The organism is Rhodococcus baikonurensis (assembly GCF_040489275.1).
Lineage (GTDB): Bacteria > Actinomycetota > Actinomycetes > Mycobacteriales > Mycobacteriaceae > Rhodococcus_F > Rhodococcus_F baikonurensis.
This window is the reverse complement of the sequence record NZ_JBEUOQ010000009.1, coordinates 93,669-115,307: the sequence shown is the minus strand read 5'-3', so window position 1 is coordinate 115,307 and position 21,639 is coordinate 93,669. Positions and strand designations below refer to the sequence as shown.

Here is a 21,639-nt window from a genome sequence, read left to right as displayed (position 1 = left end):
CGCACATTTAACGTTTCACGTCGAGATTTAACCTCTACGTGAGTTTATTTTCCCAGCTTGCGGCGGTTTCCGGCCGCCCTTAGCGTTGCTCGCATGACGGAGGCCCAACGCTCGTTTCTCGTCTGCGCTTCGCAGCGCAGCGGCAGTACTTTGCTGGTCGAATCCCTGCGAGCAACCGGGGTCGCGGGTGAGCCGGAAGAGTTCTTCCAGTACCTCCCCGAGACCTCTCGATCGCCTCAACCGAGGCAGTGGTTCGAGGACGTCACGGACGAGTCCGTCCTGAGCCTGCTCGCCCCGTTTCACCCGGGCACGCCGGACACTCGCACCTCCGAACAGTGGCGCACACAACTACTCGAACTCGGCCGAACCCCCAACGGAGTCTGGGGCGGCAAGCTGATGTGGAATCAGACGCCGCTCCTGCTCGATCGCGCGGCCGGACTGCCGTGGCGCAGTGGGACGGACCTTCGTTCGGCACTCCACGACACCCTCGATCACGACCTGCAGTTCATCCACGTCTATCGAGAAGATGTTGTCGCTCAAGCTGTGTCGATGTGGCGCGCCGTGCAGACACAGGTCTGGCGCGACGACGCGACTCCACCGAATCTCTCGGACGGTGCGCAGTACAACGCGCTCGGAATCGCGCACCTGGTGACGATTCTCGGTGAGCAGGAACGCCACTGGAAGCGCTGGTTCGAGGAGGAGGACATCTCTCCCATCGAGATCGGGTTCCGCGATCTCACCGAAGACCCGCAGTCCGTGGTCGCAAAAACTCTCATCTCCCTCGGCCTCGACGGACAACTGGCCCCACCACCGCCGCTGCGCCGTCAGAGCGACGGACGATCCCGCGAATGGGTGCAGCGCTACCGCATCGACGCCGAACAGAACGGATACCCCGTCACATGAGCACCGTCACCGATGTGGTCGACGAACTCCGAGTTCTCGAATCCGAAGCGGTTCACATCATTCGAGAGGTGGTGGCAGAGCTCGAAAGACCGGTACTGCTCTTCTCGGCCGGCAAGGATTCGATAGTCCTGCTTCGACTGGCCGAGAAGGCGTTTCGGCCGTCCCCGCTCCCCTTCCCGGTTCTGCACGTCGACACCGGTCACAATTTCGAGGAGGTCATCGAATTTCGCGACCGCCGAATCAAGGAGGGTGGACACACACTTCTGGTTGCCTCCGTTCAGGATTCGATCGACCAGGGCAGAGTGCAGGAGTCGACCGAGACCAGCGGATCGCGAAACCGCCTGCAGACCAGAACCCTGCTCGACGCTCTCGAAGGTGGAAGGTTCGACGCCGCGTTCGGCGGCGCCCGCCGGGACGAGGAACGCGCGCGAGCCAAGGAACGAGTCCTCAGCTTCCGTGACGAGTTCGGCCAGTGGGACCCGCGAGCGCAACGGGCCGAACCGTGGTCGCTCTACAACGGTCGGATCAGACGCGGCGAGTCCGTTCGTGTCTTCCCCCTGAGCAACTGGACCGAGCTCGACATCTGGCGCTACATCGCCCAGGAGGAACTGGAACTGCCGTCCATCTATTTCGCGCACCAACGGCGGGTGTTCGAGCGCGACGGAATGCTCCTCGCTGCTTCCGAATTCAGCACAGACGCCGAGAACGCCGCGGCAACGAGCGAGTGGGTGCGATATCGAACCGTCGGCGATCTGACCATCACCGGCGCCGTTCGATCGCACGCCACCACCATCGACGACGTCGTCACCGAAATCTCGGCCGCGACGGTGTCCGAACGAGGCGAGACTCGCGCAGACGACCGAACGTCGGTCGCCGCGATGGAAGACCGAAAGCGTGAGGGCTACTTCTGATGACCACCACCATCACTCGCCAACTCCTGCGGCTGGCAACGGCGGGTAGCGTCGACGACGGCAAGAGCACGCTGATCGGCCGACTGTTGCACGACACCGACAGCCTGCCAACCGATCACCTCGATTCCGTGACCGACGAGCACGGTGTCGCCGACCTGGCTGCACTCTCCGACGGACTACGCGCCGAGCGTGAACAGGGCATCACGATCGACGTCGCGTACCGATTCTTCTCCACTCCGACAAGAAGTTACGTACTCGCCGACACCCCGGGACACGAGCGCTACACGCGCAACATGTTCACCGGAGCCTCCAATGCGCACGTGGCGGTCCTGCTGGTCGACGCGAGGACCGGCGTGCTGCGTCAGACGCGTCGGCACGCCAGAATCGCTGCGCTACTGGGTGTTCCGAACCTTGTGGCCGTGGTGAACAAGATCGATCTGGTGGATTTCGACGAAGCGAGGTTCGCTCAGGTGCAGGAAGAACTGCGAGCCTTGGCGCGGCAAGTCGGACGCGAGGACGTACTTGCCATCCCGGTCTCCGCGAAGGCCGGCGACAACGTCGTGACGCGTTCCGAGAACACCGCGTGGTACGACGGGCCGACACTTCTCGAATATCTCGAAGGCGTCGAACTCCATGCGCCTGCGACACACATCGAGGAGCTTCGGCTTCCCGTGCAGTGGGTTTCGCGTCCCGATCCACAGAATCGGCGCCGGTACACCGGCCGAATATCGGCAGGCACACTGAGCGTCGGAGACGAGGTAGTGGTCCTGCCGTCCGGCTCGAAGAGCACCGTGATCGGCCTCGACACCCTCGACGACAACCGCACTACCGCCGTTGCACCACTGTCGGTTTCGGTGGAACTGGCCGACGACATCGACGTCGGACGTGGCGACGTTCTGGTCAGCGGAGGTGCGCAGGCCCACTTGCCGGTTCTGGCCCGAGAACTCGAAGCCACGATCTGCTGGTTGTCGAACACGCCACTGCGAGCCGGCGATCGGATAGCACTCAAACATACGTCCCGGACCGTGCGAGCGACCGTTCAAGAACTGCACACCCGACTCGATCCCGAGACGCTCGACGAGCAGGACAGCCCGGTGGAGTTGGGGCTCAACGACATCGGAACGGTGACGCTCCGAACCAGTTCCGTGGTGGTCGCCGATACCTACGACCATAATCGGGACTCCGGCGCGTTCATTCTGATCGACGAGCAGAGTAACGACACCGTCGGCGCAGGCACCATTCTCGAACCACGCGTCGTCGTTCCCGGTGAACAGACCCGCAACGACATCAAATGGCATCCGTCCTCACTCGAACGTCAACGGCGGTGGGCGTCTACCACCCAGAAGGGCGCGACGATCTGGTTGACCGGCCTGCCCGCCTCCGGAAAATCCACCGTAGCTGTGGCTGTCGAACGTGCGCTGGTCGACGCGGGACGCACCGCGTACCTCCTGGACGGTGACAACGTCCGCCACGGTATCTCCGACGATCTCGGGTTCTCACCGGGAGATCGGGCCGAGAACATCCGGCGCGTCGGACATCTCACTCGACTGTTCGCCGACGCCGGCGTGGTGGCCATCGCGTCGATGGTTTCGCCACTGCGTTCGGACCGGGCAATTGCGCGTGCTCTCAACGAAGCTGCCGGGCTCACCTTTCTCGAAATTGCTGTCACCACTCCCGTCGAAGAATGCGAACGCCGAGATCCCAAGGGCCTGTATGCACGTGCGCGAGCGGGTGAACTGAAGGGACTCACCGGTATCGACGCGCCGTACGAGACCCCGGAGGACCCGGACCTGGCTTTCGACACGACGGGGGCTGACATCTCCGAGTTGGTCGAGCGGGTCATCGCATTGTTGGAAGAACGCGAAGCCACCAGGCCCTAGGGGTTTTCGGTGTCCGACTCGAGATAGCCGCGGTCCGCGCTGTAGGCGGACCGCACGTTGGGTCGGACACCGATCTTTTCGAGATATGCCGCCATGCGGTGCACGGCCATCGCGCTACCCAATGCCTCGTCGGGAAGACGATCATCCGTTTCGGCGCGCCACGTGTGAAGCTGCGAGGACAATTCCGCCTGTACCGCCGACACTTCCGGTCGATCGATCAGATTGATCTTCTCGTCAGGGTCGGACCGCAGGTCGTACAGCTCCCGAGGCGCACGTACCGCCAGATGCTCGGTGCCGAGCGCCTTTCCGGAGAGACTGTCCTCGATGTCGAGCGGTAGATCCAGAGCCGGGCGGACGGCGTAGTTCTCGATATAGCTGTAGTCCTTGGTGCGCACCGCTCGAATGGGATCGAAGCTGTCGTGAAAGGTCTTCTCCGTGAACAAGGAAGTCCGGACGGGCTCGGAAGGCTGGGTTCCACGATCGACGAGGGCATCGGCGTGCGAGCGACCTTCCACCTCGGCGGGGACATCGATGCCGAGGAGATCGAGAATGGTCGGAACAAGGTCCACACCGCTGAAGAGTGTCTCGTATTCCTTTCCGCCACTGCGATACCGAGCCGGAGGGCGAGCGATCAACGCAATTCCGGTACCCGGGGCGTAGAGCGTCGACTTGGCACGCGGGAACGCGGCGCCGTGATCGGTGAGGAAGAAGACCCACGTGTTCTCGTCGAGCCCCTCTTCCTCGAGCGTCCCGAGCAGATCACCCACCGCGGCGTCGGCCACCTCTACGCTGCCGTGGAATTCGGCCAGATCCTCGCGTACCTGCGGCACGTCGGGAAGGTATCCGGGAACCTCCAGCGCTGCGGTGTCCGCCGGTGTGTAGCGATCGGCCGGGTACGGCCGATGCGTTTCGAAGAACCCCGTGGTGAGCAGGAACGGCTCGGGTGGGAAGCGTCGTAACCAGTTCTGGGCACGCGGAACCACGTAGTCGCAGAACGAGTTGGTGACGTCGTACTCGTGATAGCCCAGTCGCTTCGGATACGCAGTCTCGTGCTGCATGCCGAACAGCGAGGTGTACCAGCCGTTGTCGGAGAGGATTTGCGGGAGCGTCTGCACCTCGGCGTGGTACTCCCAGCCGTGGTGCGCCAACCCGATCAGACCGTTGTTGTGCGGATACCTGCCCGAGAAGAGCGAACCGCGCGAAGGTGAGCACAGCGGCGCCGTCGCGTGTGCGTCGGTGAAGCGGATACCTTCTGCTGCCAGTCGGTCGAGATGGGGGCTGTTGACCCCGGCGACACCGTAACTCGCGAGGTGTCGCCCCAGGTCGTGCCAATGAATGATCAGGACGTTATCTCGCGCAGCCGACACGTGGGCAAGGCTAGTTGCCCCGCCCACGTGCGGCAACAGCTCGAATCAGCAGGATCTCAACTGTTTCTGCCGAGCTGCCTGATCCAGGCTCGGGTGTCGGCCGGATCGATGACGTCGTCCAGTTCGAACGTGGTCGCCGCCATCAGAGCCTTGCCCTGTGCGTAGGCCAGTTCCACGAACTGACCGAACAGGGTTTCCCGAGCCTCCGGATCTTCGACGGACTCGAGTTCCTTGCGGAAACCGAGACGCACCGCGCCTTCCAGACCCATCGGCCCGATCTCGCCGGTCGGCCACGCCACCGTGAACTCGGGTGCGTGGAAGGAACCACCGGCCATCGCCATGGCGCCCAACCCGTAACCTTTGCGCAGGATGATCGTTCCGAACGGCACCGTGAGGCGAGCACCGGCAACGAAGAACCTGCCGAACCTTCGGACCGTCGCTTCCTCCTCCGAGTCCGGGCCCACCATGAATCCCGGTGTGTCGCACAGGGTCACCAGAGGAATGCGGTGCGCTTCCAGCAGCTCCAGGAAATCCGAAGCCTTGTCGGAGGCTTCCGCGTCGATCGCTCCGCCGAGATGCTCGCTGCTGTTCGCCAGCACACCGTACGGAACTCCTTCGACGCGAACGAGTGCAGTGACTACACCGCGACCGTAATCTCGACGCAGTTCCAGGACGCTGTCGACATCCGCGATCGCCTCGATCGCTCCACGAACGTCGTACGAGCGCAGGCGATTCTCCGGCACCACGTGCCGCGAGAGCCGCGGATCCGGAGCCGCCCACTCTCCGCTCGCGCCCTGGAAATAGCCGAGGTACTGCTTGGCCAGGGCCACAGCATGAGCGTCGTCGTCAGCGACCAGGTGTACGACGCCGTTGCGGCGCTGCACGTCGATGGGGCCGATGTCCTCGGGGCGGAAGTTTCCGAGCCCGCCGCCCTCGACCATGGCAGGGCCTCCCATGCCGATGTTGGCGTCGGGCGTCGCGATCAGTACGTCGCACGCGCCGGCCAGGGCCGCGTTGCCCGCGAAACAACGACCGGACACGACGGCGACCATGGGCACCCGTCCGCTCAGAGCCGCCATGGCTCGGAACGTTCCCAGCTCGAGGCCCGCCCCCGCGCCCGCGTCGGTGTCGCCCGGGCGACCGCCGCCACCTTCCGCGAACAGAACCACCGGAACTCGCTTGCGATCGGCGATCTCGAGCAGGCGGTCGGTCTTGGCGTGATTGCGCATGCCCTGGGTACCGGCAAGCACCGAGTAGTCGTACGAGATCACGACGCTCTCGCCGCCGCTGATGGTCGCCACTCCGCCGATCAGTCCGTCGGCGGGTGTGTTGGCGATCAGGTCTTCCTCGCTGCGTCGACTGCGCTGCGCTGCCAGCGCGAGAGCGCCGTACTCGACCAGGCTGTCGTCGTCGACCAGGTCGTAGACGTTCTCGCGAGCAGTCCGGCGTCCCAGCTTGTGGCGCTTGGCCACAGCTGCGGGCCGCGCCGCGTCCAGGGTCACCTCGTGGCGAGCGATGATCTCCGCGAGATCGGGGCGGACGTCGTCGAGGTCCACCTCGTCGACCTCGGCGAGCTTCGAGCCCGCGCTTGCGCTACGAACGACGAGCAATGGTTCGCCCGCTCCGACCGATCGTCCCGGTGACGACAACACTCGGACCACTTCGAGGTCACCGGGCGCCGAAAGTACATGCTGCATCTTCATCGCCTCGAGGACGGCAACCTGGCCTCCCGCATGGACACCGTCACCGACGGCGGCAAGTTCGACGACGATGCCCGCCATCTGTGCACGAACCACGTCTTCGTCCGGTGCCACGTCCACGTTCGAGGAAGGCGTTTGCGGACCGGCTTCGGGAACAAGATCCGCCAATCGCGAACCCAACCAGTCGACGTCGACCAGACCGTCGCGGAAGTCCTTGTCGGACAATATGGCCTGCAGGAATTCGAGGTTGGTCGCCACACCGTCGATGGTGAACTCACTCAGAGCTGCAATCGACTTGCGCACTGCAGCAGGGAAATCCGATCGACGCGTGTGGGTGACGACCTTCGCCAGCAGCGAATCGTACCGCGCACTCGGCGAGAGGCCGACCGTACCGAAGGTGTCCACTCGCACGCCGGGCCCGCCCGGAGGGGTGAAGTTGTCGAGGGTGCCCGACGACGGCAACGCATTGCCGTCCGGCGTCATGGTTTCCATGTTGACGCGAGCCTGGATCGCGATTCCCGATGCGATTGCCACGGATCCGACTGTCTCCGAGTCCTTCTCGACAGCGGTGATTCCGGTTGGCAGGTCCAGATTCTCGAACGGAACTCCGTCCGCGATCGCGAGCTGTACGGCGACGAGGTCGACTCCGGTGACCTCCTCGGTCACCGTGTGCTCCACCTGAATTCGGGGATTGACCTCGAGGAAGACGAATCCGCGTTCCTCGACCAGAAACTCGACGGTCGCGATGCCGCGGTAGCCGACCTCGGCGCACAGCCTCGCGGCCGCAGCGTGAAGACGCTCGCGCAGGGCCTCCGACAGCCCCTGCGCGGGCGCAACCTCGATCAACTTCTGATGCCGACGTTGGACGCTGCAATCGCGGTCACCCAGAGCGAGCGCGTGAGTTCCGCCTTGCCCCGGTGCCGCCACGATCTGCACTTCGATGTGCCGAGCGTGCTCACTGAGTACCTCGGCGAACAGTGCCGAACTACCGAACCCCGACTGGGCTTCGGCCGCACACACACGGTACGCGTCGTCGAGAGCTTTCGGGTCCCGCACCGCGCGCATGCCGCGACCACCGCCACCGCTGAGCGCCTTGATCATGATGCCGCGGGAGTTGCGCTCGAAGAATTCACGTACCTCCGCGAGGTCGGCATTCGCCGATGTCGACGGCAGGACCGGTACGCCCGAGTCGACAGCCGCGGTCCGGGCGCCGGCTTTGTCTCCGAAAGTCCGGAGGACCTGGGCGTCCGGGCCGACGAAGACGATGCCCGCCTCGGTACACGCCTGCGCGAATTCGGCATTCTCACTGAGGAATCCGTAGCCCGGGTGCACGTGCGTGGCGCCCGTTTCGGCCGCGATCTTCAGCAGTGCGCTCTGATCGAGATACGCGGATGCGCCCGAAGCTCCGAGCGGCACCGACTCCGTCGCCGCCGAGACGTGCGGACTGGACGCGTCGTCCTCGGCGTAAACCGACACCGTTTCGATCCCGAGTTCACGGGCAGTTCGAATGATCCGCAGCGCAATTTCGCCGCGGTTCGCAATCAGCAGTCTCACTTTTCCCCCTGAGTGCGCTCGAACAGATCACCCTTGCGCACCTTTCCTGTTGCAGTCATCGGAAGCGCCTCGAGCACTTCCACTTCGGGCACCTTGTACGTGGCCATGTTCTCCTTCGCCCACGAGACGATCTCGTCGGCCGCGGTGTCGGAACCCTCGACCAGCTGGACAAACGCAAAAGCAACCTGCCCCTTGTCCTGATCCGGTTTCGGCACCACCGCAGCCTTTTCGATCGCGGGATGGAGCATCAGCAGCGCTTCCACCTCGGAGGGAAAGACACTCATGCCGTTGGTCTTGATCATTTCCTTGTTACGCGCCAGGTAGTGCAAACCACCACGCTCACTGAACTTTCCGACGTCGCCTGTCTGCAACCAGCCGTCACGAATGGCGTCGGCGGTGGCAGCCTCGTTGCGGTAGTACGCGGAAAGGATCGACGGACTGCGCACGATGATCTGTCCGTGCTCGCCGACGGGAACCGGCCTGCCGTCGTGATCGACGATCAGAACGTCGGTACCGGGCACCGGAATTCCGCAGAACACCGGCTCGCTTTTCAGGTCGTAGTCGCCGTCCTGGAAACCGAGGGTGATCGTGTCCGCGGTGTGGGTTTCGGTCATGCCGTAGCTCGCTTCGCGCAGAACACCGCCGGTAGCCTCGCGCCACCGCTGGCGCGTGGCCGGATCGAGTTTGAGAACGAACGAGACTGCCATGGCATTCTGGAGTGTCGAGAGATTTCGCTCCGCGAACCCTGATGTGTCCATCATTTCGACGTAATTGTCGACGGTTCCGACCAGTGAGGTCACACCGTAGGTCTCGACCGCGTCGAGCGTGGTCTCCGCATCCCAACGATTCAGCAGGACAACGGTTCCGCCGTTGACGAGCGGAACCAGAATGCCGAAGTCCTCACCCGCGATCCAGAAGATCGGCAGAAACACCAGAGATACCGGCGGATTGGCACCCACCTGGTCACCACCGGCAAGCGTCGCGGTGGCCGCGGTGTAAACCATGTGACGCTGAGTGTGCTCACAACCCTTGGGCATTCCCGTCGTTCCGCCCGTGTAGTTCAGGGCGGCGAGGGAATCGAGTTCGGTGGCAACGGGAGTCGCACGCTCACTGGTGATGATCGACTGCCAGTCGCTCAGGCGCGGATCGTCGACCTCGAAGGGCAGTTCGACGGTGGGGATCGCGGTAAGCATGTCGGAGACGGCAGTCTTCGCGACGTGTTCGAGTGGTGTCTGCGAACGAATCTTCTTCACCAACTTCGAGAAGGTGTTCTGCGTCAGAAGAACCGTGACACCCGCATCGTTGAGTTCGTGTATCAATTCGTGTTCACGGAAGAGCGGATTGATCGGCACGTGAACCGCACCGACCTTGAGAATGCCGAGCATCGCGATATGGAACTGCGGGCAATTGACCAGGTGAACGCCGACGCGATCGCCGCGTTCGACTCCGAGTGAAAGCAGCCATCCGGCAAAACGATCCGAAAGCTCGTCGTATTCGGAATACGTGACGACCCGGCCGTAGAAGACGATTGCGGGAGTATCCGGCCGCTCGACCGCCCAATGCCGCAAGTAGTCGACAAGTCCCCCACCTTCGAGCGGATACTCGACGGCGCGGGGAATGCCGGCGGGCCAATGCGCTTGTTGCAGCGCGGAGATTTCCGCCAGAGCCGCTTCGAGCACGTCTTGTTCTGCCACCGATCACTCCATTCGTAAAAGAAATCTATTTCGACTCTTCGAACCCGATCAACCGCTCGGACATCGTCGTCATATCCGCAATGAACTGGTTCTGCTCTTCGAGACTCGCCTTACTCAGTCGTGCTCCACCGGCCATCTGTGCGTCCGAGATCATCTGAACGAGCACCGGGGGCGAAACGCAGGGATCCACGTCGTGAACCTGTTGAATCCGTTCGACGAAGCGCACGTAGCGGCTCACGAGCTTTTCGCGAACCGCCGACCAACTGCGCTCGACCTCGGAATCCACCCGCGCCCGATGCTCGATCACCGCGAGCAGGTCACCGTAGGTGTACACGGCCGTGATGAACGCCGACGTGGTCGTTCGGAGAACTTCGCGTAGATCCTCGGCCGCCGGGCCCTCCATGTGCTGAGCGTCGAGGAACCGTCGACACATCATTTCGGCGACGGCACGGAAGACCTCGTCCTTCGAGGAGAAGTACGCGTAGAAGGTCGCCCGGGAAACATCAGCCCTGGTCGTGATCGTCTCGACGGTCACAGCGTCGTATCCGAGTTCGCCGAAACAGAGCGCAGCGGTATCGAGCAGGCCGGCCCGGCGTGGACCGTCCCCGAGCTTGCGGGCTGTCCGCGCTCGCTCCTGCGTTTCGCTGGTGGTCACCGTCACAGTGTGTGTTGACGTTGACGTCAATGTCAAGAACCGACCCCGCGTCGACCGAATTGGATCTTTTGTTCGGGTTGCCCTTTCACAGCCCATATATCGGGTGTAAGACTCTGCCTCTAATGCTTTTCGCCTTTCCCAGAAGGAGTCAGTTCCGTGCCGGAAGAATCCGCCTCACCCTCCTATTCCACAATCAAGGAAACAGTTGCAGCTTTGATGCCGGAACTGGAGTCGGAACTTGTCGAACTCGTTCGTATTCCGTCGATAGCAACAGAGGGTTTCCCCAGCAAACCCCTGTTCGAGGCTCACGACCTGATCGTTTCTCTACTGGAAAAGTCCGGAGTCACGAAGATAGAGAAACTCGAGATAACAGGTAAAACCGCGCCCGTCATCATCGCAACAGTTCCCGGCCCCGCCGGGTCCCCGACAGTATTGATGTATTCGCACTACGACGTCGTTCCCGCCGACGACATCGAACTCTGGGATTCTCCGCCTTTCGAGCCGACCAGACGCGACGGCGCGATATACGGCCGCGGTACAGCAGATTCGAAGGCAAATGTCATCGGCATGATCGGCGCACTTCGCGTATTCGACGGAAAGCCGCCGGTGACGGTCAAGCTCGTCATCGAAGGCCAGGAAGAATTCGGCAGCCCCTTCGACAACTATCCGCCCGAAGCCCCCGAATTGTTTGCGGCCGACGCAATGGTCATCGCCGACGTCGGCAGCGTTCGCCCCGGATCGCCGACTCTGACCGTCGCATTGCGCGGATCCGCCCAGGTGATCGTCGAACTCACCACTCTCGGAGCCGACAAGCACAACGGCCTCTACGGCGGCGCCGCACCGGACGCCCGCCTCGCGCTCATCCGCGCACTGGCGTCGCTGCACGACGACAACGGTGACGTCGCCGTCGACGGCCTCCTGCGCGAACCGTGGACCGGCAGTTCATATACCGAGGACGAGTTTCGCACCCTCGCCGAGATCCGCGACGGGCTTCCGCTACTGGGCACCGGCGGCATCGGCGAACGCATCTGGTCGGGCCCGGCCGTCACCGTGACCGGAATCGACGCTCCTCCGGTGGACGGTGCCGTCAATGCCGTCGCCAGCACCGCCCGCGCCGTGATCAATCTGCGCGTGCACCCGCGCCAACCTGCCACCGAGGCGCAGGCTGCTCTGGTCCGGCACCTGGAAGCCTTGCGGCCCTTCGGGTTGGCGTTGACCGTCACTGCAGGAGAAACGGGCGACGGGTTTGCCGCGGCCGAAGGCGGACCGGCCTTCGACGCAGCGCTGTCAGCACTCTCGCAGTCATGGGGTGAGCCGGCCGGACTGATGGCAGGCGGCGGATCGATCCCCCTCGTCATGGCCTTGGATACAGCAGTGCCGACCGCTGAGAAGCTGTTGTTCGGCGCCACCGACGGCTACGCGAACATCCACGGCCCCAACGAACGCGTCCTGCTCGACGAGCTGGAGAAGGCCGTCGTCGCCAAAGCCCTGTTCTTTCAGGAGTATGCACACACCTTCGAGGGGAAGAAATGAGCACCGAGACCGACACGGGATCCGCGCAGACACCGGCCAAGAAGAAGTTCGAGTTCCCCGGTGCGGTCACGATGCTCGCGATCGTCACCGTCCTGGTCTGGGTTGCAGCACTGTTCATTCCGGCCGGACGCTTCGGCGTCGACGTGGACGGCTCACCCGTTCCCGGCAGCTTCGAGACCGTCACGTCTCCGCTCTCGTTCTGGGAACGAATCCAGCAGCTGATCCTCTCCCCCGTGAACGGCCTGTACGGCGTGCAGGATTCGATCACCGGGTTCGTCGACACCGACAACATCGGACGGCTCTTCGGCTCGGTCGGCGTCGTCCTCTTCATCATGGCGCTCGGTGCGTTCATCTCCGTCAGCTTTGCCACCCGCAGCCTCGAAACCGCTGTCTCCCAACTCGCCACCAAGCTCAGCGACAAGGGCTGGCTGCTCATCACCGTCATCATGGTGCTGTTCTCGCTGCTGGGTTCGACGATGGGCTTCTCGGTCGAGACCTTCGGCTTCTACGCCCTGCTCATACCGCTGATGACGGCACTGGGTTACGACCGCATGGTCGCGGCCACCATGATCATCCTCGGCGCACTGGTCGGAAACATGGCGTCGACGGTCAACCCGTTCTCGATCGGCGTCGCCTCGGGTGAAGCAGGCGTCTCCATCGGTGACGGCATCGTGCTGCGCGTGATCCTGTGGATCGTATTGACCGCAGTAGCAGTGGTATTCGTTCTCCGCTACGCCGCGAAGGTGAAGAAGGACCCGTCCAAGTCGCTCGTCGGTTTCGACATCGAGGACGACGAAGACGAGGAGCCGGCCGAGCCGGTGGACATCGACGGCAAGCTCACCGGAACTCAAAAGCTGGTGCTGCTCATCACCGGGCTCACCTTCGGATTGATGATCTTCTCCGTCATCCCCTGGTCGAGCATCTTCGGAGCCACCACCGGACCGGCCGAGTACGACGCGTACCACGTCACCACCACCGAACCCTACTGGTTCGAGTTGAACTGGTGGTTCCCGCAATTGGCGATGCTGTTCATCCTCGCCGCAGTTCTCGTCGGCATCGTCGCGAAGATGGGTGAGAAGAAAATCGTCTCCCTGATCACGCGTGGAGCCGGCGACATGGTCGGCCCGGCAATCGTCATCCTGCTCGCTCGCGGCGTCTCGGTGATCATGACGAACACCGAAACCCTCGACACCATCCTCAATGCGATGGAGCAATTGGTCAGCGGCGCTTCGGCCGGAGTCTTCGCGATCCTCGTGATGCTCGTCAACATCCCGTTGGCGTTTCTGATCCCGTCCAGCTCCGGTCACGCCACCCTGGCGATGCCGCTGCTCGCTCCGCTCGGCGACTTCGCCGGAGTCAGCCGCGCACTCGTCATCACCGCCTTCCAGATGGGCCACGGCCTGATGCTGATGGTCGCCCCGACCAACGTCGTCGTTGTCGGCGGGCTGGCGATGGCGAAGGTGGGCTACGACAAGTTCCTACGCTTCGTCTGGCCACTCCTGCTGATCAACTTCGTGATCGTCGTCGTGGTGATCGGGGCGGCAGCAGTATTCGAGTAGTTCAGGCGTGGTCGGCCTCGCGTGCCGCCGTCTCCAGACGGTCGTTGTACTCGGCCCACCACGCCTGATCACCGGGAGCCAGATTGTCGTCGCCCGCCTTCATCCCCGCTCCGCCGTCGATCAACTCCCGGACGATGTCCGCATGGCCGGCGTGCCGATGGATCTCGGTGACGACGTGAACGAGTATCCGATGCAACGTGACGTCGCGCCGATTCTCCGGCCAATGCTTCACGAAGCCGGGGGCATCGAGATCGTGCTCCTCGATCGTGGCGTCGGCGAAAGCCCAGGTACGGCGATAGGTTTCGACGATGTCGGCCCTGGACTCGTCGGCGCGGGCCCACATGTCGACGTTGAGTTCCTCCGAACGCAACCACGCAGGTAGATCGGGAACACGTCGGCCGAACGTCGGACCGAAATACCCGAGCTCGACGCCGATCATGTGTTTGACCAGACCCAACAAGTTGGTCCCTGTCCGGGTCATCGGACGCCGAATGTCATACTCCGACAGCCCGTCGAGCTTCCAGACGAGCACGTCGCGCGCTGCCTGCAGGTACCGCCGGAGATCTTCCTTTTCCGAGTTGGTGGTCATGAAACCAACCTAAACCGAGTGGAGCACACATTGACAGCGGTGGAGGATCTGACCGAGGTTGCCTCCCGGGCCGTCGCCGCCGAGCGTGACGCCAGATCGGTGCGCTGGCACAACCCGACGGCGGTCCGCAAAGCCGCCGCGTCCGTCCGCGATTCGCTCGACGACGAACGAACTGCGCTGAGCCGACCGTCGTACAGTGGGTTGTCGCCCTCGCCGCACATGGCGCACCAACTCGAACTGATCACCCGGTTGCAACCACCGCTTCCCGCCGACGCCACCATCGGTACCGCCGCGCAGGCCGAGGCCGACGCCGTTGCCGCGGTCACCACTGCACGGATAGCCCTGCGCGCCGCCCACCTTGCGGTTCTCGAAGCACGCGTCGCTGCGCTCGATGCCGGTGACACCGATACCGTCGCCGCTGCGATTCGCGGTTACGTCCCGCTGACCTCGGGCAACCCCGTCGTCCGGCATGTACAGGGTCTCGGCTCGCGGATCCGTGAGGAAGCACGGCACGTCGTGAGTGGCAAGCCTCGGTCGATCGCTTTTCGGCTGGGGCTGAGCCTCGGAATGGGCTTGGCATACCTGGCTTTCATCCGCCTCTTCCAGTGGGACGCCAAGGAAGATCGACTGCCTTACCTTGCGCTGTACGCACTCTCGGGTGTGGTCGGAAGCGTCGTGTGCACCAATGCACTCAGCTTCGACGCCGGCCGCGTCCGTGCTGCGTTGTCCGGCGGCACCAGGCTCTGGCACGTACTGGTCGCGAAGAACGCGGTGATGCTGCTTCTCGTCGGCAGCGCCGGGTTCCTGCTCAGCGCCGTCCTCGCCTGGCGCTCCGGAAGCAGCGCTGATCTGGTGAAGGCGTGCGGTCAGGTGCTGACCATGATCCTGCTGTGGCTCGGCGTCGCCAACGTGATGTCCGTGGCGTTGCCGCTGCGGGCCGAACCGATGACGGCACGGCGCCACGACGGCACGTGGAAGCAGTTCCTGCTGTCTTTCTTCATCTCCTACGGTGTCGGACTGATCGTCAATCTGATGCTCTACTGGCGAGTCTGGGCCAAGACGACGCTGCTCGAGCAAATGGGCGGACCATGGATTCCGGTCCTGTTGCTCCTCGCGAGCGCGGCGGCTACCTGGCTGCTGCTGACCGTCCTGGCCGTACTCGTGGCCGAGCAACCACGCTTCCGACGCGCCTTGCAACGGGAGATGGTGGTCTACCGCGAAGAAACCAACCACCTGCAGGCGACCATTCAGCACAATTCCGGCTAATGTAACCGTGCGTGGCTGATCCGGGCACGTCGCGAGTACACCCCGAGTACACGCAGTGTCGAGGAAGGCGTGACCCATCATGTCCGTAAAGCCTGGCGCAGCCGCCACAACGGCCGCCGTGAGTACCGCCTCCTGGCTACCACTCGTCGTGGTGGTCCTGACCCAGATCCAGGCGTCGTTCGCCGTCAACGCCCTGACCGTCTCGATGGCCGGTATCACCACCGACCTCGACACGCCCGCAACAAGTGTCGGCACCGCGATCACCGCGGGCACCTTCGCCATGGCTGCCTTCATTCTGCTGGGAGCCAAGATCGGCGCCCGGTACGGAACGCGTTCGGTCTTCCAGATTGCGGTCGCGATTCACGGCCTCGCGATGGCCGCGGTTGCTCTGAGTCAGAGCCCGGCAATGCTGTTCGTGGCGCAAGCTGCGTCCGGCGCAGTGATCGCCCTCATCGCTCCCGCATTGACGGTCTTCATCGCCACGAACTTCAGTGGCGATCAGCAGGCAAAGGCCATCGGTTACCTGGCAGCAGCAATCCCAGCAGCCGGTGTGCTGGCACTGCTCATCGCCGGTTCCTTCGCGACGACGATCGGGTGGCGTTACTCGTTCGCTCTCGTCGTGGCGCTCGCCGTGGTCAACCTGATCCTGAGCTTCCGTGTCAAACCTGTTCCCCCACAGAAGGACATCACCATCGACTGGGCCGGCGCCGCCATTGCTGCCGTTGCCGTCATCCTGCTCAGCTTCGGATTCAGCGGCCTGAACTCGTGGGGCGTCATCCTTGCCACCGACTCTGCGCCGTTCTCGGTCATCGGTGTTTCACCCGCGGCAATCCTGATCGTCCTCGGCACCATCTGCGCGCAGGGCTTCTTCCAGTGGACGCGAAGCCGCAAGGCACAGAACAAGCCTCAGCTCTTCAACCTCGACGTTCTCAAGACCGGCGCCGAGCGCGCCACCACGATCTGCATGGCGACGATGATGTTCGTGGGAACGGCGGCCAACTTCCTCATTCCGCTGTACATGCAGATCATCCAGGGCCGCACCAGCTTGCAGACGTCGTTCTCGATCATCCCGTACACACTCTCGATCTTCATCGCGAGCACCGTCGTCGCGCGCCTGTACAAGACGTACTCCCCGCGCCTGATCGCACGAGCCGGGTTCGTCGTTGTTGCCGCTGGACTCATCCTGTTGGCCTTCACCATTCGTGGCGACTGGCATCAGATCTTCGTCGTCATCGGGCTGATCACTCTCGGCCTCGGGCAGGGCGCCATCGTTGCGCTGGTGTTCAACACCCTCCTCACCGCAGCCCCCAAGGAACTGGCCGGTGACGTCGGTGCCTGGCGAGGACTGGTACACAACATGTCCGGCAGCGTCGGCATCGCGGTGGCCAGCGTGTTCGCCGTCGGAATCCTCGGTACCCTCGTCAGCGCGCAGCTGATCGACAACCCCACCATCCCGGCATCGCTCAAGGTCGAGTCCGGGATCAATCTCGACCAGGTCAACTTCGTCCCGAACGATCAACTCGTCGTGACGCTCGAAAACACCTCGGCGACACAAGCGCAGATCGACGAAGCCATCCGGATCAACACCGAAGCGCGCCTGCGCGCACTGCGAACCTCGCTGCTCGTACTCGCCGGACTCTCTCTGCTCGCCGTCATTCCGGCCGGGCGCATGCCCAACGAAGTACCTGCTCTGGAAGAACCGCAACCCACGAAGGGCAAGAAGTAACCGATGTCCAACCCAGACCAGTTCGGCCCCATCGAATACGTAGCCGTCGAGTTTCCCAGCGGTGCACCGACCTCCGCGGGATTCGAGCAGCTGCTCACTCTCGTCGACTCCGGAGCGATCCGCATCCTCGACCTCGAGTTCGTCACCAAGGCCGCCGACGGATCGGTATCCGTCGTACCGGCCTCCACCTTCGAACTCGAAGATTTCGATCTGGCGCAGTTCGACGGCGCTGCCTCCGGACTGCTCGACGCCGGCGACATCGCTGCCGTTGGTGACGAGTTGGCCGCCGGAAGTGTTGCCGCCCTACTCGTCTACGAGGAACTGGCCATACTGCCTGCCATCGATGCCTGGACACGCAGCGGCGCAAAGGTTGTCACCGAAGGTCACCTGAGCTTGGACGAACTGGCTGATGCACTCGACAACACCGCACCGGAAAATACGGAGAAGGACGCATGAGTTTCTTGAGGCGAGCCGGCCGGGTAGCCGTCGCGAGCTCCATTCACGGCAATGTTCAGCGCCGTCAGCGGACCCGTTGGGCCGCCGAAGATCAGGCTCGCGCAGCCCAGGCCCAGCCGGTGCCGCCGATTCCGGATCTACCGCCCCTGCCGCCGCAGGCAGCCCCGACAGCGTCGATGGACGCGAAGATCGAACAGCTCACCAAGCTGGGCGAACTCAAGAACGCCGGCGTATTGACGGACGCCGAGTTCGAGACCCAGAAGGCGCGCATTCTCGCCTGAACTAGCCGGGCCGCCCGAGGGCAAAAGCCATGACGGGAAGCTGCGTCGTCGCGAGATTCAACAGAGATGCCACTCGCGGATCGGTGAATCCTGCGATGGCACAGCCCACAAGTCCCATCGCCTCGGTCACCAGGTACAGATTCTGAACCAGCACACCGGCATCCACGTGCATCGTGCGGTAGTGCCGCATCGCATACTTCTCGAGCGGTGCTTCCGCGTCGGCGACCACGAACAGAAGAACCGGGAACACGTCGACGAACTCGGGTTGGAGAAGGCTCGCACGAAGGTGCTCTCGTACGTCGCCCAGCCGGACAGCTTCGGCGCGGTCCGGGGCGTATCGGTACACCCCGACTCCGAGCGGATCACTGGGCTGGGTGACAACCATCAACACCGTCAGTTCGCGCATCCCGCCGGCCGTCGGACTACTGACCAGACTGTGGTGCAGCACATTTGACAGTTCGACTGCTCCCAACGCAACTGCTGCCGGGTTGTAGCGACTCCGTCGTGCCTGCAAGATGTCCGGAAAGTCCCGGGCCGGTAGTGGCGTCGGGGCCGGTAATTCAACGAACTCAGACGTCACCGGCGGCAGTGCGCCCTCGTCGAACGGTCGCTCCGACGGACTCACCGTCCGGTCCAGCGCAGCATGCAGCGATACGACGGCCTCGATCCGCTCGAGTGCGGTCACGAACCCGGGTGCAGCAGGCGGGAAACCTCGGCAGCGCCGTCTATCGATACCAACTCGCCTGCGAACCACGCCTCCGGGACGGCAAAGATCGCATTAGACGCCGCGGCGGGAGTGCCGGCAAATGCCGTGCGGGCAGCCTCGAGGGTGGATGCCCGCGTCGACTCGGTGGAGTAGACGACGAGGATTGCCTGCGGCGACTTCGCGAGTACCGACTCCGTCGCTACCTGGCCGAAGTACTTTCCGTCAGGGAGGTCGCTCTCGAAGAGGTTCTTTCCCCCGGCCGCCTCGAGCACACTGCTGTAGAGACCCCTTGCCAGAGCGTAGGACTGCCCCTCCGAAACCTGAAGCATCACAGTGGGAACCGGCTCCTTCCCGGCCACGGACGCCTCGGTGGCGGCGAGCGACTTCTTGCCGTCTGCCAGGAGAGTTGCCGCTTCGTCGCTCGTTCCCGTCAAGGCGCCGAGAGCGTCGAGATCGGACCAGACGTCGTCGATCCGTCCTTCGGTGACTGCCTTGTGGCAATAGCCGCTGTTCACGAAAATCGGGATGCCGAGGTCGCGTAGTTCGTCCATGCTCTGCAATCGGTCACCGTCGAACCAGTATTCGCCGTCGGAGACGATCAGATCAGGACGGGCGTCGAGCAGTGCTTCTTTCGCGGGAACTCCGGTGCTCAGTACCGGCACGGCGGCGAACTGTTGCGCGAGATCGGGACTCGGTGGTGAGAGGTCGGTATTCGATTGTCCGACAATGCGGTCGGCGGCGCCGAGCTGAATCAGAAGCTCCGTCATCGACGGATACAGCGAGACTATCCTTTCAGCCGACGTCGGTAACGTGATGTCACGATCACAATTCGTGACAGTGATCTTCTCGGAGGACGCTGCCGCCGAATCCACAGTGGAGTTCCCGCAGGCGGTCAGTACAGCTGTGGTAGCTACTGCCGAGCAGAACAGCGCGGCAGTACGTTTCGATGTTTTCAAGACACTGCTTCTTTCGTAGGTAGGAGCGGAGGGGCGAACGAGAGCAGGGGACGACCGGTCAACGGATGAGTGCCGAGATGCACCTGAACGCCGAATACTTCGGACAACAGATCCTCGGTCAGAACCTCGGCGGTCGGGCCCGACGAGACAACCGCACCCTCCGAAAGCAGACACACGTAGTCGCAATAGGCGGCGGCCAGAGCAAGCTCGTGGATCGCGACAACCGTCGTGGTACCGAGTTCGATGACCAGTTCCATCAATTCGAGCTGAGCGCGGATGTCGAGGTGGTTGGTGGGCTCGTCCAGGACCAGCACCGACGGCTGTTGAGCAATGGCCCTCGCCAACATCACACGCTGCTTCTCACCACCGGACAGTTCAGCGAAGAGCCGTGATTCGAAGCCGCGCATACCGGTTCGTGCCAGTGCGGCACTGACGATGTCCCGGTCGATTTCACCCAGTCGGGAGAACGCGCTGTGATGCGGCGTTCGGCCCGTCGCGACAACCTCGCGGACACTGAACGAGAAGTCGGATGAATGCTCCTGCCCGACGACACCGATGATGCGGGCAGCCGATCGGGGCGAGAGATCGTCCCAGACATTCACCTCGTCCACCTTCACGACTCCGCTTCGAGGCTTCATCGAGCGATACAACGCGCGCAGGAGGGAGGACTTTCCGCTGCCGTTCGGTCCGACGAGCCCGACCACACTTCCCTCCGGTGCTTCCAGATCCACACCCGAAATCACCAGGCGCCCGCCCAGAACGATCTGAATTCCGCTGGCCGACAATCTCACGACTGCGCACCGCCGTCCCGTCGAAGCAACCAGAGAAAGAACGGAGCGCCCAATCCCGCGGTGATGATCCCGAGTGGCAATTCGTTGGGCGCATCCAGCATTCGAGCTGCAAGATCCACGATCACCAGGAAGGTGGCGCCGACGAGCGCGGTGGCGGGGAGCAGCTTGCCGTGATCGGATCCGACGAGGAGCCGTACGGCGTGCGGCACGAGTAGCCCCACGAAACCGATTCCGCCGGCGACGGATACGACCACAGCGGTCAGCAACGACGCGATCACCAGCAACAGCAATCTGGTACGACGCACATCGACGCCTACCGATTGCGCACTCTCGTCACCCATCGCCAGCGCATTGAGTTGGCGCGATTGCGTCAGCAACACCGCTGCGCACAAGGTGATTACCGCGGCCGACACACCGAGATCCGACCAACTTGCCCCGCTCACCGAACCGAGTAACCAGAAGAGCACTCCCGAAAGCTGGCTCGGGTCGGCACGCAGCTGCACGAAACTTGTTGCAGCCGAAAGTAGATAGCCGATGGCAACACCGGCCAGGACCATGCGTAGCGGGACGAGCATTCCCTCGCGCCTGCCCAGAACGAGAACCGCGATCAGGGAGATCATCGCTCCCAGGAAGGCCGCCACCGGGACACCGATCGACAGCCCGGTTCCGATGCCCGTCGTCATGATCAGCACCGCGCCGAAGGACGCTCCCGAACCGACACCCAGAATGTAGGGATCGGCAATCGGGTTGCGCACCAATGCTTGCAGCACGGCGCCGGCCAGAGACAACCCTGCGCCGGCCAATGCCGCGATCAGAATGCGCGGGACCCGTAGTCCCCATACGATCCGATCGAGCAGTGGATCGACCGGCGGGCCACCGACGTGAGCGTACAACACTGCGAACACGTCGGCGAAGGACAGCGACGCAGCACCGGACCACACTGCGACGGTGGAGACCGCGACGAGCACAACGGCCGTGGCCAATAGAAACGGACCGTACCCACGCTGGCCGACGGGGTGTGCACGCGACGGCGCGTCAGGTACTGCTTCGCTGGTCAGCGTCATCGCGCTCCTGAGTTAGTGGCGTTCGCAGTCGTGAACAGGTGGATCTAA

General features: G+C 63.4%; 18 protein-coding genes. 9 read left to right on the top strand and 9 right to left on the bottom strand.

Annotated features, from left to right (window positions below; genetic code table 11):
- Positions 1-93: 93 nt before the first annotated feature.
- From stf0 to cysC, 3 genes are read left to right on the top strand one after another with little or no spacing between them, the layout of a single operon-like run.
- Entirely contained in the window at positions 94-903 is an 810-nt protein-coding gene (gene stf0, locus ABWI03_RS21090; protein WP_298774545.1) for a trehalose 2-sulfotransferase, read from the top strand.
- A complete protein-coding gene (gene cysD / locus ABWI03_RS21085) occupies positions 900-1,814 on the top strand; it encodes a sulfate adenylyltransferase subunit CysD (RefSeq protein ID WP_298774547.1) in 915 nt (304 codons plus the stop codon). The genes stf0 and cysD overlap by 4 nt, the downstream gene beginning before the upstream one ends.
- Positions 1,814-3,694: an adenylyl-sulfate kinase gene (gene cysC, locus ABWI03_RS21080; protein WP_124566899.1), complete on the top strand. Its 1,881-nt coding sequence runs from the start codon at positions 1,814-1,816 to the stop codon at positions 3,692-3,694. Before cysD ends, cysC begins: the two co-directional genes overlap by 1 nt.
- On the opposite strand, the gene ABWI03_RS21075 is transcribed toward cysC, so the two are convergent.
- Genes ABWI03_RS21075 through ABWI03_RS21060 form a run of 4 tightly spaced genes read right to left on the bottom strand, consistent with a single transcriptional unit; the run spans position 3,691 to position 10,670 of the window.
- Positions 3,691-5,061, bottom strand: a complete 1,371-nt coding sequence (locus ABWI03_RS21075) for a sulfatase family protein (protein WP_235170972.1) — start codon at positions 5,059-5,061, stop codon at positions 3,691-3,693. The two genes, cysC and ABWI03_RS21075, sit on opposite strands and share 4 nt — an antisense overlap.
- Before the next feature lie 56 nt (positions 5,062-5,117).
- Positions 5,118-8,315 carry a carboxyl transferase domain-containing protein gene (locus ABWI03_RS21070; protein ID WP_298774554.1) on the bottom strand — a complete coding sequence of 1,066 codons (3,198 nt, stop codon included), beginning with the start codon at positions 8,313-8,315 and terminating at the stop codon, positions 5,118-5,120.
- Entirely contained in the window at positions 8,312-10,009 is a 1,698-nt protein-coding gene (locus ABWI03_RS21065) for an AMP-binding protein (RefSeq protein ID WP_298774558.1), read from the bottom strand. The genes ABWI03_RS21070 and ABWI03_RS21065 overlap by 4 nt, the downstream gene beginning before the upstream one ends.
- 25 nt (positions 10,010-10,034) lie before the next feature.
- On the bottom strand, positions 10,035-10,670 hold the full coding sequence (locus ABWI03_RS21060; RefSeq protein ID WP_298774559.1) for a TetR/AcrR family transcriptional regulator: 636 nt from the start codon (positions 10,668-10,670) through the stop codon (positions 10,035-10,037).
- 150 nt (positions 10,671-10,820) lie between these two features.
- Here ABWI03_RS21060 and ABWI03_RS21055 point away from each other — a divergent pair, with 150 nt between their 5' ends.
- On the top strand, positions 10,821-12,197 hold the full coding sequence (locus ABWI03_RS21055) for a M20/M25/M40 family metallo-hydrolase (RefSeq protein ID WP_124566903.1): 1,377 nt from the start codon (positions 10,821-10,823) through the stop codon (positions 12,195-12,197).
- A complete protein-coding gene (locus tag ABWI03_RS21050) occupies positions 12,194-13,756 on the top strand; it encodes a YfcC family protein (protein WP_124566904.1) in 1,563 nt (520 codons plus the stop codon). Before ABWI03_RS21055 ends, ABWI03_RS21050 begins: the two co-directional genes overlap by 4 nt.
- 1 nt (position 13,757) lies before the next feature.
- Here the strand turns inward: ABWI03_RS21050 and ABWI03_RS21045 are convergent, their stop codons facing one another.
- Positions 13,758-14,345, bottom strand: a complete 588-nt coding sequence (locus ABWI03_RS21045; RefSeq protein WP_298774563.1) for a DinB family protein — start codon at positions 14,343-14,345, stop codon at positions 13,758-13,760.
- An 18-nt stretch (positions 14,346-14,363) separates the two neighbouring features.
- On the opposite strand from ABWI03_RS21045, the gene ABWI03_RS21040 reads away from it, so the two are divergent.
- The 4 genes from ABWI03_RS21040 to ABWI03_RS21025 all read left to right on the top strand — a co-directional run bounded on the left by ABWI03_RS21040 (position 14,364) and on the right by ABWI03_RS21025 (position 18,074).
- Positions 14,364-15,611, top strand: a complete 1,248-nt coding sequence (locus ABWI03_RS21040) for a hypothetical protein (protein ID WP_298774566.1) — start codon at positions 14,364-14,366, stop codon at positions 15,609-15,611.
- A gap of 79 nt (positions 15,612-15,690) precedes the next feature.
- Positions 15,691-17,337, top strand: coding sequence for an MFS transporter (locus ABWI03_RS21035; protein WP_298774569.1), 1,647 nt, complete (start codon positions 15,691-15,693; stop codon positions 17,335-17,337).
- 3 nt (positions 17,338-17,340) lie between these two features.
- The gene (locus ABWI03_RS21030; RefSeq protein WP_298774571.1) at positions 17,341-17,793 is read left to right on the top strand and encodes a DUF6325 family protein; all 453 of its coding nucleotides are present in this window, start codon (positions 17,341-17,343) and stop codon (positions 17,791-17,793) included.
- Positions 17,790-18,074: an SHOCT domain-containing protein gene (locus ABWI03_RS21025; protein WP_095969406.1), complete on the top strand. Its 285-nt coding sequence runs from the start codon at positions 17,790-17,792 to the stop codon at positions 18,072-18,074. Before ABWI03_RS21030 ends, ABWI03_RS21025 begins: the two co-directional genes overlap by 4 nt.
- 1 nt (position 18,075) lies before the next feature.
- Here ABWI03_RS21025 and ABWI03_RS21020 read toward each other — a convergent pair whose 3' ends face one another.
- From ABWI03_RS21020 to ABWI03_RS21005, 4 genes are read right to left on the bottom strand one after another with little or no spacing between them, the layout of a single operon-like run.
- Positions 18,076-18,759: a SagB family peptide dehydrogenase gene (locus ABWI03_RS21020; RefSeq protein ID WP_298774574.1), complete on the bottom strand. Its 684-nt coding sequence runs from the start codon at positions 18,757-18,759 to the stop codon at positions 18,076-18,078.
- Positions 18,756-19,736: an ABC transporter substrate-binding protein gene (locus tag ABWI03_RS21015; protein WP_298774577.1), complete on the bottom strand. Its 981-nt coding sequence runs from the start codon at positions 19,734-19,736 to the stop codon at positions 18,756-18,758. Before ABWI03_RS21015 ends, ABWI03_RS21020 begins: the two co-directional genes overlap by 4 nt.
- Complete coding sequence (locus ABWI03_RS21010; RefSeq protein ID WP_298774579.1) at positions 19,733-20,527, bottom strand: ABC transporter ATP-binding protein; 795 nt, start codon at positions 20,525-20,527, stop codon at positions 19,733-19,735. Before ABWI03_RS21010 ends, ABWI03_RS21015 begins: the two co-directional genes overlap by 4 nt.
- Positions 20,524-21,591, bottom strand: coding sequence for a FecCD family ABC transporter permease (locus tag ABWI03_RS21005; protein ID WP_298774581.1), 1,068 nt, complete (start codon positions 21,589-21,591; stop codon positions 20,524-20,526). The genes ABWI03_RS21010 and ABWI03_RS21005 overlap by 4 nt, the downstream gene beginning before the upstream one ends.
- Between the last annotated feature and the right edge of the window lie 48 nt (positions 21,592-21,639).

What these genes read in the sequence shown, in the direction of transcription:
- stf0 (WP_298774545.1), top strand. Translation starts at nt 94, where the DNA reads ATGACGGAGGCCCAACGCTCGTTTCTCGTCTGCGCTTCGCAGCGCAGC.
- cysD (WP_298774547.1), top strand. Translation starts at nt 900, where the DNA reads ATGAGCACCGTCACCGATGTGGTCGACGAACTCCGAGTTCTCGAATCC.
- cysC (WP_124566899.1), top strand. Translation starts at nt 1,814, where the DNA reads ATGACCACCACCATCACTCGCCAACTCCTGCGGCTGGCAACGGCGGGT.
- ABWI03_RS21050 (WP_124566904.1), top strand. Translation starts at nt 12,194, where the DNA reads ATGAGCACCGAGACCGACACGGGATCCGCGCAGACACCGGCCAAGAAG.
- ABWI03_RS21045 (WP_298774563.1), bottom strand. Translation starts at nt 14,345, where the DNA reads ATGACCACCAACTCGGAAAAGGAAGATCTCCGGCGGTACCTGCAGGCA.
- ABWI03_RS21035 (WP_298774569.1), top strand. Translation starts at nt 15,691, where the DNA reads ATGTCCGTAAAGCCTGGCGCAGCCGCCACAACGGCCGCCGTGAGTACC.
- ABWI03_RS21030 (WP_298774571.1), top strand. Translation starts at nt 17,341, where the DNA reads ATGTCCAACCCAGACCAGTTCGGCCCCATCGAATACGTAGCCGTCGAG.
- ABWI03_RS21025 (WP_095969406.1), top strand. Translation starts at nt 17,790, where the DNA reads ATGAGTTTCTTGAGGCGAGCCGGCCGGGTAGCCGTCGCGAGCTCCATT.
- ABWI03_RS21005 (WP_298774581.1), bottom strand. Translation starts at nt 21,591, where the DNA reads ATGACGCTGACCAGCGAAGCAGTACCTGACGCGCCGTCGCGTGCACAC.